The organism is Rhizobacter sp. (genome assembly GCF_035702065.1).
In the GTDB taxonomy this organism is placed as follows: Bacteria; Pseudomonadota; Gammaproteobacteria; order Burkholderiales; family Burkholderiaceae_C; genus Rhizobacter.
In genome coordinates this window covers 1-12,411 of the sequence record NZ_DASSRA010000473.1, presented here as the reverse complement: position 1 = coordinate 12,411, position 12,411 = coordinate 1, and the positions used below count along the sequence as shown (strand labels likewise).

Below are 12,411 nucleotides of genomic sequence, written 5' to 3'. Positions count from 1 at the left end.
CCTCGGTGGGCTGCGGCACGCGGGCGCCGGTGACCGTCTGCGAGGGCGTCACCACCTGCAGGCAGCCGCCGCACTCCTTGGCCATCGCCGCAAAGCGCGATTGCACCCAGCGCCGCGCCGCGCCGATGCCGCGCGTGTCGGACTTCGTGTCCGACAAGGTGTGCCGGGTGCCGAAGCCCACCAGCCGGGTGATGGTGGACTGCAACTGCTCGGCGCTGACCGCGTTCGCAACCTCGGCCAGAGGTGATGCAGGTTGGGCGCGCGCGGCAGTGGCAAGGACAGTGACCCCACACAGCACGGCGAGCAGCAAGCGAGAAGGGAATGCAAGGGGCATGGGCGCCTCCAGAAGCGGGGGCCCAAGCATAGTGTCAGCACACACTTTCGCACATGTGTCTTATTTTTTACTCAATCGAACCCAAAACTGGCGTTTTCCCTCGCCGATTTGTCACTTGAATGGCCCATATTTGCACGGCCGTGCCGTATGACGGCTGTTCGTGTGTGCCACAACGGAGAAAAACCTATGTTGATGAAACGAAGAGATGTGCTGGCCACAGGTGTGGCCAGCAGCACCGCGCTCGCGCTGGGAGGGAGCTTGGCCACTGCGCCCGCCCTGGCGCAGGTGGTTCCGCCGGTTTCCGCCCTGGACGCAGCCTCATTGGCCATCGTCCGCGTGTGGGTGCCGATCGTGCTGGGCAACAGCGCCCTGCCGACCGACCCGACCGCCCGCACTGCGGCCATCGCGCTGTGCGCCCAGCGCGCTGGCGAGGTCGTCAGCAACTACCCGCCGCTCAACCAGGCCGGCATCGTGGGCCTGTTCAACACGCTCAAGAACGGCCCGCAGATCTTCAACCCCAACTTCCCCGCCACCTGGGAAGCCATGCCAGCCGCCTACCTGAGCGCCTTGCTGGACGGCCTGCGCGTGAGCCAGGTCGCCAGCCAGCGTTCGATCTTCAGCGCGCTCATGGGCCTGATCCCCAACGCGTTCTATTCGAACCCCTCCAACTGGCCAGCCATCGGCTACGCCGGCCCGCCCAAGTTCAACTGAGAGGCACGCCAACATGCCCATTCCTCAAGTCATTCCAATCCCCACCAAGAAGCCCATTGATCCCTGGGTGGTCGGCAAGCGCGCCGGCTGGAAGGTCATCGACGCCTCCACCCTGACGGCCGACCAGTCCGTGACCTTCGACGTGGCCATCATCGGCACCGGCGCGGGCGGCGGCCTCACCGCCGAGATGCTGGCGGCGAGCGGCCTCAAGGTCGTGCTGCTCGAAGAAGGCCCGCTCAAGTCGTCGAGCGACTTCAACATGAAGGAGTCCGAGGCCTACCCCGCGATGTACCAGGAGAACCTGGCACGCCGCACGATCGACGGCGGCGTCGGCATCCTGCAAGGCCGCACCGTCGGCGGCGGCACCACCGTGAACTGGGCGACCAGCTTCCGCACGGCGCCGCAGGTGCTCGAGCACTGGCAACGCGTCTATGGCCTGACCGACTACACCAAGGCCAAGATGGACCCGTGGTTCGCTGCCGTTGAAAAGCGCCTGGGCATCAAGCCCTGGACGGGCGCGATCAACGCCAACAACAGCATCCTGTCGACCGGCTTGTCGCGGCTGGGCCTGTCGTGGGGCATCATTTCGCCCAACGTCAAGGGCTGCGCGGCACTCGGCTACTGCGGCCTGGGTTGCCCGATCAACGCCAAGCAATCGATGCTGGTGACCACCTTGCCGGTCGCGCTGACGCTGGGAGCCACCCTCTACACCCGCCTGCGCGCGCAGAACTACACCTTCAACACCGCCAAGACGGCCATCACCGGCATCGTCTGCGACGCGCTGGACCCGTCGGGCCTCAAGCCCAGCGGCCGCAAGGTGACGATCAAGGCGAAGCACTACGTGCAGGCCACCAGCGCCATCAACGGCCCCGCGCTGCTGATGCGTTCGGGCGCGCCCGATCCGCACGGCACGCTGGGCAAGCGCACCTTCCTGCACCCCAGCGCCTCGGTCGGTGGCTTCTACGCCAACGACATCGCCGCCCACTCGGGCCTGCCGCAGTCGATCTACTCCGACCACTACCTCGACAACGTGCCACTCACCGGCACGCCGGGCTACAAGTTGGAAGTCGCTCCGCTGCACCCGGTGCTGGTGGCCGGTGGCCCGACCTACTTCGGCGAGCAGCACGCCTCGCTCATGAAGAACTTCAACAAGTACGGCGTCACGATCTCCTTCGTGCGCGACGGCTTCATGGCAGACAGCGTGGGCGGTACCGTGGTGTTGCGTGCTGACGGCTCGCCGGGCCTGGACTACCCGCTCAGCGCCACGGTGCTGGAGTCGATCCGCCAGTCGATCAAGTCACAGGGTGCCGTGCACTTCGCGGCCGGCGCGCAGCGCGTCTTCATCGGCCACGTCGACGCCGCCACGCAGGGCTACACCGACAACGCCTCGTTCCAGGCCGCGGCGGATGCGCTCACCATGGTGAGCGGTCGCGTTCGCCTGAACTCGGCGCACCAGATGGGCGGCTGCGGCATGTCGGCCGACCCGACCAAGGGCGTGGTCAACCCGAACGGGCGCCACCACCAGATCACCAACCTGTCGGTGCACGACTCGTCGGTGTTCCCGACCAGCCTGGGCCTCAACCCGCAGGAGACCATCTGGGGCATGACGGCCCGCAATACCGCCAAGCTGGCCCTGGACATCTACGGCGTCAAGAACTGTGCACTGACCACGCCGGCCGAGTAAACCTCGGTTCTGCTGGTCTTTCTTCGAGCCCGGGGTCTGCCGTCCCGGGCTTTTTCATTTCAGGGCGATCGATTCACGGAGGGTCGGGCCAGCGCAGGCGGCCATTGAGCACCGGCTCGGCGCGCAGTCGCTCGACCGCATGCTCGACGAAGGCACGCACCTTGGCGGCGGCACGCCGGCCATCGGCATAGACCAGTTGCACGGGGATGGGCGGCGGCTCGTGATCGGCCATCACGATGTGCAGCCGCCCGGCGAGCACGTGCTCGGCCACCTGGTACGACAGCGCACGCACCAGGCCCTGCCCCGCCAAGGCCGCGCCGATGGACGCATCGCCCGCATTCGTCAGCTGGCGGATCTGCGGGTGCGCTGTCTCGCCTTCGCTGCGGCCCTTGCGCCCGGGTGGGTGGAAGACCCAGGGTGCGCTCACCGAACCATGCTGCGAGAAGCCCACGCCCAGGTGCTGCGCCAGGTCGGCCGGCACGCGCGGAACGCCATGCTCGGCCAGGTACTCGGGTGAAGCCACCACCACCCGCCGCACCTGGCCGGCGCGCACGGCGACGAGGCCCGAATCGGGCAGGTGGGCGATGCGCACCGCCACGTCCAGGCCCTCGTCGAGCAGGTGCACGACCTGGTCGGTGTAGAGGCTGCGCGCCGTCACGCGCGGGTGCAGGTCGAGGAAGGTTTGCAGCACCGGCGCCACGTGCAGCCGGCCGAAGATCACCGGCGCGGTGATGGCCAGCTGCCCCTGCGGCACGTCATGCGCGCCGCTGGCCGAGGCCTCGGCTGCGTCCACCTCGGCCAGGATGCGCTTGCAATCGGCATGGAAGCGCGCCCCCGCCTCGGTGAGCACCACCTGGCGCGTGCTGCGGCGCAGGAGCTGGGTGCCCACGCGCGCCTCCAGCGCGGCGATGGCGCGCGTGACGGCCGGTGGCGACATGCCCAGCTGCCGCGCGGCCGCTGCAAAGCCGCGTGCATCGGCCACCACCACGAAGATGCGCATGCCTTCGAGCTTGTCCATGCATTCCTTTCAAGCCGCGGAATTATCAAGTGCGTGCCGCGGGCATTCTGTTTTGCGGGCACGGTGGCTAAGGTTCAGCTGCATCGCAACCACCTGCCGCCCACCATGAACACACTGCGCGTCTACCACCATCCCCTCTCCGGCCATGCGCACCGCGTGCGGCTCTTCCTGTCGCTGCTGGGCCTGCCCTTCGAGACCATCGAGGTCGACATCACGAAGGGCGAGCAGCGCCAGCCGGAGTTCGTTGCGCTCAACCGCTTCGCGCAGGTGCCGGTGCTGCAAGACGGCGACATCACGCTGCCCGACAGCAACGCCATCCTCACCTACCTGGCGCTGCGCTACGACACGAGCGGCCAATGGCTGCCGCGCGACCCGGTGGGCGCGGCGCAGGTGCAGCGCTGGCTCTCGGTGGCTGCGGGCACGCTGGTCAACGGGCCGGGCAATGCGCGCGTGAACGTGCTCTTCGGCCGGCCGCACGACCCGCGCTGCGGCGAGATCGCCACCCTGCTGTTCCAGCGCATGGACGATCACCTCGCCACGCAAGCCTGGCTGGCCGGTGCACAGCCGACCATCGCCGACATCGCGCTCTACACCTACACCGCGCACGCGCCCGAAGGCGGTGTCTCGCTGCAGCCGTATGCGCATCTGCGCGACTGGCTGGAGCGCATCGAGGCATGGCCGCGCTTCGTCGGCATGGTGCGCCAGCCGGCGCTCGCCTGACATGGGCACCGTTCACGCGGGGGAACGCGAGGTGCAGCTGCGAATGGGCGTGCACGAGCGCTCGGCCGCCGTCATGCAGCAGGTGGTGCGGCCGGCCATGCCGGCGCAGCACATCGAGCTCTTCGAGAAGCTGCCCACGGTGCTGCTGGGCAGCCTGGACGCCGAGCGTCGGCCGTGGGCCTCGGTGCTCGCGGGCTGGCCCGGTTTCATGCACGCCCCGGACGACCGCCACCTGCACATCGAGGCCCTGCCGCATGCGGGCGACCCGCTCGCGCTGCAGCTCGGCATGCCACTGGGCCTGCTCGGCATCGAGCCCCACACGCGGCGGCGCAACCGCATGAACGGCACGGTGGTTGCGCTCGATTCGCACAGCTTCACGGTGCAGGTGGACCAGAGCTTCGGCAACTGCCCACGCTACATCCAGGCGCGTACGCCGCGCTGGGTGCAACGCGGCACGCCGCCTGCAGCCGCGCCCGAAGGTGCCCGTCTGAGCGATGTCGCGCAACGCCTGGTCGCCGACGCCGACACGCTCTTCATCGCTTCCTCCACCCCCCAGGCACGCGGCCACGCGGATGCCGAAGGCGTGGACGTGTCGCACCGCGGTGGCCGGCCCGGCTTCGTTCACTTGAGCGAAGACGCGGAAGGCCACAGCGTGCTGCACATCCCCGACTACCCCGGCAACAACTTCTTCAACACCTGGGGCAACCTGGCGGCCTACCCGCGCGCCGGCATGCTGTTCATCGACCATGAACGCGGCGACCTGCTGCAGCTCACCGGCCGCACCGAGCTGCTGTGGGGCGAGGAAGGTGGTGCACGCGAGATCCGCTTCCACGTCGACACCGGCTGGTGGCACGCACAGGCCCTGCCACTGCAATGGTCGGCGCCCGAGTTCGCCCCCCAGCTCATGGGCTGAGGGGCTGAGGGGCTGACGCCCACGCGACTGCCAGGGTGTGCCTCGCGCAGTAGCCTCCCGGGGATACCCAATCCTCCAGGAGACGCGCAATGGACACCAGCCAACTCTTTTCCCTCAAGGGCCGCACCGCCCTCATCACTGGCGGCTCGCGCGGCATCGGCCGCATGATCGCGGCGGGCTTCCTGGCCCAGGGTGCGCGCGTCTACATCTCGGCGCGCAAGGCCGAGGCCTGCGACCAGACGGCCAAGGAGCTGTCGGCCTTCGGCCCGTGCGTCTCGCTGCCGGCCGACGTGTCGAGCGTCGCCGGAGCTCAGGGGCTGGCCGCGGCCTACGCCAAGCACGAGGGGCAGCTCGACATCCTCGTCAACAACGCCGGCGCCGCCTGGGGCGCACCCTTCGACGAGTTCCCCGAGAGCGGCTGGGACAAGGTGGTCGACCTCAACCTCAAGTCGCCCTTCTTCCTCACGCAGGCGCTCAAGCCGCTGCTCGCCAAGGCGGGCAGCAGCCAGCAACCGGCCAAGGTGATCAACATCGCCTCCATCGATGGCGTGGGCGTCAACCCGATGGAGACCTACTCCTATGCCGCCAGCAAGGCCGGGTTGATCCACCTCACCAAGCGCATGGCCCTGCACCTCATCCAGCACCACATCGTGACGAGCGCCATCGCCCCCGGGGCCTTCGCCTCGGAGATGAACCGCGCGGCACGCGACCACGCCGACGAGGTGTCGTCGCACATCCCGGCCGGGCGCATCGGCACCGACGAAGACATGGCCGGCGCGGCGATCTTTCTCGCCTCGCGCGCGGGCGACTACGTGGTCGGCAACACCTTGATCGTGGACGGCGGCGTCACGCTCGGGCGCTAAGAGAGGGCTGGGTCGCTGAACCGGTATGAGCCTTTTCAAGGCGAATTCATAGGTAGAACCACAGTTTGCAGAAAAGTGGGTATGTTCTAGGATGCACCCAATCCACTGAACACCGCGACCCATGTCCGACCGCCACCTGGCCTTCTGGCCCGAGCACGCCCCCAAGCACCTGCACGTCCCCGAGACCAACCTGTACTTCAACGTCGAGGTCTCGGCGGCGCGCTTCCCGAACAAGCCCTTCCTGATCTTCTACGACACGCCCCTCACCTACGCGCAGTTCAAGCAGGAGACGGAAGCGCTGGCCGGGTATCTGCAGCATGAGTGTGGCGTGCAGAAGGGCGACCGCGTGCTGCTCTACATGCAGAACAGCCCGCAGTTCATGATCGGCTACTACGCCATCCTGCGTGCCAACGCGGTGGTGGTGCCGGTGAACCCGATGAACCTCACGCAGGAGCTGCAGCACTACGTGAGCGATGCCGATGCCAAGGTGGCGCTGGTGGCGCAGGAGCTCTACCCGCGCATGAAGCCGCTGCTGGGCGGGCCCGAAGGCCTGGCGCACATCGTCGTCGCCGCCTACAGCGACTACCTGCGCCAGCCCACCACGCTCAAGCTGCCCGACTTCGTGGCCGCACCGCGTGCGCCCATCGCCCACGATGGCACGAGCCTGTGGTCCGACGCCATGGCGCGCGAGCTTCAGCCCGGCCCGCTCACCGCCGGCCCCGACGACCTGTGCGTGATGCCCTACACCTCGGGCACCACCGGCCACCCCAAGGGCTGCATGCACACCCACCGCACCACCATGTACAACACCGTCTCGGGCGGCGTGTGGGGCCAGGGCAACCAGGGCACGGTGGCCATGGCGGTGCTGCCGCTGTTCCACGTGACGGGCATGCAAGGCAGCATGAACGGCATCATCTTCGGCGGCTCCACCGTCGTGCTGCTGCCGCGCTGGGACCGCGACGCCGCCGCCGAATGCATCCAGCGCTATCGCGTCACGGGCCTGAGCCTGATCACCGCCATGGTGGTCGACTTCGTCTCCAACCCCAAGCTCGACGACTACGACCTCAGCAGCCTGCGCCGCATCGGCGGCGGTGGTGCGGCCATGCCCAAGGCGGTGTCCGACATCCTGGAGAACAAGCTCGGCCTCACCTACAGCGAGGGCTACGGCATGTCGGAAACGAATGCCGCCACGCACATGAACCCGCCCGAGCGCGGCAAGAAGCAGTGCCTGGGCGTCCCGGTCTTCGACGTCGACGCGCGCGTGGTCGACCCCACCACGCTGCAGGAACTGCCGCCCGGCCAGACCGGCGAGATCCTGATCCACGGCCCGCAGGTGATGCGCGGCTACTGGAAGAACCCCGACGCCACAGCCGCCGCCTTCGTCGAGATCGACGGCAAGCGCTTCCTGCGCACCGGCGACCTGGGGCAGACCGACGAGGAGGGCTACTTCTTCTTCGTCGACCGCCTCAAGCGCATGATCAACGCGAGCGGCTTCAAGGTGTGGCCGGCCGAGGTGGAGGCGCTGCTGTACCAGCACCCGGCGATCCAGGAGGCCTGCATCATCGCCGCCAAGGACGTGAAACGCGGCGAGACGGTCAAGGCCTTCGTGGTGCGCAAGAAGGGCGCCGAGGTGAGCGAACAGCAGATCATCGACTGGTCGCACGACAACATGGCGGCCTACAAGATCCCGCGCATCGTGGAGTTCGTCGAGGCACTGCCCAAGTCCGGCACCGGCAAGGTTCAGTGGCGCGAGTTGCAAGAGAAAGAAAACGCGCGCGCGGCAGCGCAGTAGGCACGGCTATGCTGGCGGCCCGATCCCACGGTGCCGCAAGCCCATGACGCGTTTCGATCCCAAGGCGATCATCATCGCCATGCTGCTCTCGCTCGCACTCGATGTGCTGGGCGCGGTGGTGCTCTACACCGTCTTCGGCGCCGGCCTGGACGAGAGCATGTCGCCCGAGCAGATGAAGGCGGCCGTGCTGACGATGCAGCAGAACACCAGCTTCCTGCTGGCCTCGCTGGCCTACGGAACCGCCACCACCGTCTTCGGCGGCTACGTTGCCGCCCGCCTGGCGCGGGCCTACCCGTACTTCAACGCGCTGGCGGTGGGCGTGCTGGGCATCGCGCTGGGCCTGGTGCTGGGGAGCGATTCGCCGGGCTGGGTCGACGCCCTCGCCTACCTGGTCAGCGTGCCGGCGGCCCTGCTCGGCGGCCACCTGGGGCAGCAGCGGCGCCAGCGCAACCAATGAAACACAGCGGCAGCGCCCGCGAAACGCCGCTGCAACAGCCCGCGCGCACAGTCCGAAGCAGTGCCCACCAGCCTGCCCGGAGACGCCCCATGAGCGACGCCCTCTTCCTGCCCCGCGAACTGTTCGCACCCCGTGCCCAGAGCGCCCCGGCCCAGCCGGTGGTGCCGCCGCGCCGTGGCGTGCAGTTCGACAGTGGTGAAGCGGTGGCCGCCGACCTGCTGCGCAGCCTCGGGCCGGTGGATCGCCGCCGCCAACCCCGTGCGGCCCACGAGCGCGGCGTGGTCGACCTCTACATCGGCTGACCGCTCAGGCTTCCGGCTCCAGGTTCGCCTTCACGCGCCGCAGCAGCGCGAGCAACTGCTGTTCTTCCGCCGGGCTCAAGCCCGCCACCGCCTGCGCGTGCAAGCGCTTGGCCTGTTGCTGCAGTGAGCGCAGCACCGACTGACCTTCATCCGTGAGCGACAGGCTCACGCTGCGCCGGTCAGACTCTCCCACCTCGCCCGACAGCAAGCCCTGGTCGCGCAGCGTCTTGATCAGGCGCGCGAGCTGCGCCTTGTCGCGCCCGCTGTGCTGGGCGAGGTCGCTCTGCGTGGCACCGGGGTGCGCGGCAAAGTAGCCCAGCACCTTGCCTTCCATGTGGGTGATGTCGTGCGGGCCGTCGCGCAGCACCTGGTACTGGCGTGCGCGGTAGAGATGCATGACGCTGTGAACGAGTTCGAGCACTTCGTCACTGCGGGCACCCTTTCGGGACATACCCGATTGGTTGACATTGTCATTCAATTTCACCATGATGGGTGACATTGTCAACCAATTCAAGCTCGATGACCACCTCCGAAACCACCACCCGCCGGCGCTCTTTGGCAGTCACCCGGGTCCAGCATGAACTCAAGCGCCGCGAACTCACCGTCGCCCGTGTCACCCCGCTGAGCCCGCACATCCTGAGCATCACCTTCCACGGCGACAGCCTGGCCGACTTCGTCAGCGCCTCGTTCGACGACCACGTGAAGCTGATGCTGCCCGCGGCCGATGGCGGCGAGCCCGTACGGCGCGACTACACGCCACGCCGCTTCGACAACGCAGCCCGCGAGCTGACCATCGAGTTCGACCTGCACGCCACCGGCCCCGCCGCGCGCTGGGCCGCGCAAGCCACCCCGGGCCAGCAGGTCACCGTCGGCGGCCCGCGCGGCTCCTTCATCGTTCCGCTCGACCACGACTGGCACCTGCTCGTGGGCGACGAGACCGCGCTGCCCGCCATCGCGCGCCGGCTCGAAGAGCTGCCCGCCGGTGCGCAGGCGATCGTGGTGCTGAAGGTCGCCGACCCGGCCGACCGCCGCACGCTGCCCAGCGCAGCCGACGTGCAATTGCACTGGGTGGCCGAGGATGCCGCGCTGGTCCAACGCGTGCGCATGCTCGCGTTGCCGGCGGGCGCAGGCTACGCCTGGTGCGCCGGCGAGGCCTCCACCATGGCCACGCTGCGCCGCGTGCTGGTCGACGAGAAGGGCCACGACCGCCACGCCATCCGCGCCGCCGCCTACTGGAAGCGCGGCGCCAGCGCCCACCACGAGAACCTCGGCTGAAGGAGAGACCGCCATGCCGCGCACCCTGAACCTCACCGACAGCCTCTACCGCTATGTGCTCGACCACTCGCTGCGCGAGCACCCGGCGCAAACCGCCCTGCGCGAGACCACGCGCCTGCACCCGCACGCCGGCATGCAGATCGCCCCCGAGCAGGGGCAGCTGATGGCGCTGCTGATCAAGCTGATCGGCGCGCGCCGCAGCATCGAAGTCGGCGTCTTCACCGGCTACAGCGCGCTCAGCGTGGCGCTCGCGCTGCCACCCGACGGCAAGCTCCTCGCCTGCGACATCAGCGACGAGTACACCCGCATCGGCCACCCCTACTGGGAGCAGGCCGGCATCGCCCACAAGATCGACCTGCAGCTCGCCCCCGCGCTGAAGACGCTGGACGCCCGCCTGGCCGCCGGCGAGGCCGGCCACTACGACTTCGCCTTCATCGACGCCGACAAGACGAGCTACGACGCCTACTACGAACGCTGCCTGCAGCTCGTGCGCGCAGGCGGGCTGATCGCCATCGACAACACCCTGTGGGGCGGCTCGGTGGCCAGCCCCTCGCAAGACGCCGACACGCGCGCGCTGCAGGCGCTCAACGACAAGCTGCACCGCGACGAACGCGTCGACCTCTCGCTGCTGCCCTTCAGCGACGGGCTCACGCTCGCACGCAAGCGTTGAACCCACGCGGGCCTCGCGCATACTCCGGCGCATTGACAACACCGGAGACCCTGCCATGCCCCTCACCAAGCTCGTCGGCGTGATCCTCATCGTGGCCGGCGTGCTGGGCCTGCTGTACGGCGGCTTCAGCTACACCAAAGAGAAGCACGACATCAAGTTCGGCCCAGTCGAGTTCTCGGTTCGCGAGAAGGAATCGGTCAGCGTGCCGGTGTGGGCCGGCGTCGGCGCGATCGTCGTCGGCACGGTGCTGCTGCTCGTTGGTGGCCGCAAGGGCTGAGCATGGCCTTCTTCCCGCAAGAGGCCCTGAACGACGGCGTGCGCAAGCGCGAGGTCTTCGGCTGGGCGATGTACGACTTCGCCAACTCGGGCTACACCACCGTGGTGCTCACCGCGGTGTTCAACGCCTACTTCGTCGGCGTGGTCGCCAACGGGGCCGACTGGGGAACGCTCGCGTGGACGCTCTCGCTCGCCGCCTCCAGCCTGATCGTGATGGGGGTGATGCCCGCACTGGGCGCCTACGCCGACCTGCGCGCCAACAAGAAGCGGCTGCTGGCCGTGAGCACCGCGCTGTGTGTGGCCTCGACCGTCATGCTGGCCTTCGCCGGACGGGGCGACGTGGCCTGGGCGGTGGCGGCGGTGATCCTCTCCAACACCTTCTACTCCTTCGGCGAGACGCTGACCGCCGCCTTCCTGCCCGAGCTGGCGCGCCGCGACGCGATGGGCCGCGTGTCCGGCTGGGGCTGGAGCTTCGGCTACTTCGGCGGCATGCTGGCGCTGGGCCTGAGCCTGGCCTACGTGCTGGCCGCGCAGGCGCGCGGCGAACCGGCCACCTCCTTCGTGCCGGTGACGATGTGCATCACCGCCGGCATCTACGGCCTGGCCTCGCTCGCCACTTTCGTGCTGCTGCGCGAACGCGCCGTGCCGCAGCCGCAGGCCGCGCAAGAGGCGGGGTTCGCCGCCTCGCTGCACCGGCTGGCCGACACCTGGCGCCGCGCGCGCAGCTTCCGCGACTTCTCCTGGCTGCTGGCCTGCGGCGTGTGCTACCAGGCCGGCATCGCGGTGGTGATCGCACTGGCCGCCGTCTACGCCGAGCAGGTGCTGGGCTTCAAGCAGGCGCAGACCATGATGCTGGTCTTCCTGGTCAACATCGCGGCGGCGCTCGGCGCCTTCGGCTTCGGCTACTGGCAGGACCGCATCGGCCACAAGCGTGCGCTGGGCGTCACGCTGGCGGGCTGGGTGCTGATGACGGTGCTGGCCATGCTGGCCACCAGCCCGGGCCTGTTCTGGGTGGCGGCGGTGATCGCCGGCCTGTGCATGGGCTCCAGCCAATCGGCCGGGCGCGCCATCGCTGGCCTCTTCGCGCCCGAGACGCAGCGCGCCGAGTTCTTCGGGCTGTGGACCTTCGCTGTTCGCCTGGCCGCCATCCTCGGCCCGGTGACCTACGGCCTCGTGACGGTGCTCACCGCCGGCAACCACCGCCTGGCCATCCTGTCGACGGCGCTCTTCTTCATCGGCGGGCTGTTGCTGCTCCTGCCCATCAACGTGGAGCGCGGGGCCGCCGCAGCGGGCGAAGCGCCCTGAGCCAGGACTTTCGCTGGCCGATTCCTGCAATCGGCCAGCCGAATCCGGTTTCGGCGAGACGAACCAGGGCGCCGGCGCGAGAGTGAGCGCC

At 68.8% G+C, this 12,411-nt stretch carries 14 protein-coding genes and 1 pseudogene; 12 read left to right on the top strand and 3 right to left on the bottom strand.

All coding sequences use genetic code 11. The features are described 5' to 3' along the window. Positions 1-334: pseudogene (locus VFL64_RS21060) on the bottom strand (aminopeptidase); the annotation flags it as partial. A gap of 192 nt (positions 335-526) precedes the next feature. On the opposite strand from VFL64_RS21060, the gene VFL64_RS21055 reads away from it, so the two are divergent. After that, positions 527-1,045, top strand: coding sequence for a hypothetical protein (locus tag VFL64_RS21055; RefSeq protein ID WP_489542343.1), 519 nt, complete (start codon positions 527-529; stop codon positions 1,043-1,045). 13 nt (positions 1,046-1,058) lie between these two features. Then, a complete protein-coding gene (locus VFL64_RS21050) occupies positions 1,059-2,729 on the top strand; it encodes a GMC family oxidoreductase N-terminal domain-containing protein (RefSeq protein WP_489542342.1) in 1,671 nt (556 codons plus the stop codon). A 73-nt stretch (positions 2,730-2,802) separates the two neighbouring features. On the opposite strand, the gene VFL64_RS21045 is transcribed toward VFL64_RS21050, so the two are convergent. Beyond that, a complete protein-coding gene (locus VFL64_RS21045) occupies positions 2,803-3,747 on the bottom strand; it encodes a LysR family transcriptional regulator (protein WP_489542341.1) in 945 nt (314 codons plus the stop codon). Between the two features lie 105 nt (positions 3,748-3,852). Between VFL64_RS21045 and VFL64_RS21040 the strand changes: the two genes are divergently transcribed. The 6 genes from VFL64_RS21040 (at position 3,853) to VFL64_RS21015 (ending at position 8,794) form a co-directional block, all read left to right on the top strand. Further along, a complete protein-coding gene (locus VFL64_RS21040; RefSeq protein WP_489542340.1) occupies positions 3,853-4,467 on the top strand; it encodes a glutathione S-transferase family protein in 615 nt (204 codons plus the stop codon). Position 4,468: 1 nt separating this feature from the next. Then, complete coding sequence (locus VFL64_RS21035; RefSeq protein ID WP_489542339.1) at positions 4,469-5,380, top strand: flavin-nucleotide-binding protein; 912 nt, start codon at positions 4,469-4,471, stop codon at positions 5,378-5,380. Between the two features lie 89 nt (positions 5,381-5,469). Then, complete coding sequence (locus VFL64_RS21030; protein ID WP_489542338.1) at positions 5,470-6,243, top strand: SDR family oxidoreductase; 774 nt, start codon at positions 5,470-5,472, stop codon at positions 6,241-6,243. A 121-nt stretch (positions 6,244-6,364) separates the two neighbouring features. Further along, positions 6,365-8,035 carry a long-chain fatty acid--CoA ligase gene (locus VFL64_RS21025; protein WP_489542337.1) on the top strand — a complete coding sequence of 557 codons (1,671 nt, stop codon included), beginning with the start codon at positions 6,365-6,367 and terminating at the stop codon, positions 8,033-8,035. A gap of 43 nt (positions 8,036-8,078) precedes the next feature. Beyond that, positions 8,079-8,492 carry a hypothetical protein gene (locus tag VFL64_RS21020; protein WP_489542336.1) on the top strand — a complete coding sequence of 138 codons (414 nt, stop codon included), beginning with the start codon at positions 8,079-8,081 and terminating at the stop codon, positions 8,490-8,492. A gap of 89 nt (positions 8,493-8,581) precedes the next feature. Then, positions 8,582-8,794, top strand: a complete 213-nt coding sequence (locus VFL64_RS21015) for a hypothetical protein (protein ID WP_489542335.1) — start codon at positions 8,582-8,584, stop codon at positions 8,792-8,794. A 4-nt stretch (positions 8,795-8,798) separates the two neighbouring features. Here VFL64_RS21015 and VFL64_RS21010 read toward each other — a convergent pair whose 3' ends face one another. Next, entirely contained in the window at positions 8,799-9,191 is a 393-nt protein-coding gene (locus VFL64_RS21010) for a MarR family winged helix-turn-helix transcriptional regulator (protein ID WP_489542334.1), read from the bottom strand. A 122-nt stretch (positions 9,192-9,313) separates the two neighbouring features. On the opposite strand from VFL64_RS21010, the gene VFL64_RS21005 reads away from it, so the two are divergent. Genes VFL64_RS21005 through VFL64_RS20990 form a run of 4 tightly spaced genes read left to right on the top strand, consistent with a single transcriptional unit; the run spans position 9,314 to position 12,320 of the window. Beyond that, a complete protein-coding gene (locus tag VFL64_RS21005; RefSeq protein WP_489542333.1) occupies positions 9,314-10,069 on the top strand; it encodes a siderophore-interacting protein in 756 nt (251 codons plus the stop codon). A 13-nt stretch (positions 10,070-10,082) separates the two neighbouring features. Then, positions 10,083-10,739, top strand: coding sequence for a class I SAM-dependent methyltransferase (locus VFL64_RS21000; protein WP_489542332.1), 657 nt, complete (start codon positions 10,083-10,085; stop codon positions 10,737-10,739). A gap of 55 nt (positions 10,740-10,794) precedes the next feature. Further along, positions 10,795-11,016, top strand: a complete 222-nt coding sequence (locus VFL64_RS20995; protein WP_489542331.1) for a hypothetical protein — start codon at positions 10,795-10,797, stop codon at positions 11,014-11,016. Positions 11,017-11,018: 2 nt separating this feature from the next. Continuing rightward, positions 11,019-12,320, top strand: a complete 1,302-nt coding sequence (locus VFL64_RS20990) for an MFS transporter (RefSeq protein ID WP_489542330.1) — start codon at positions 11,019-11,021, stop codon at positions 12,318-12,320. Positions 12,321-12,411 lie beyond the last annotated feature (91 nt).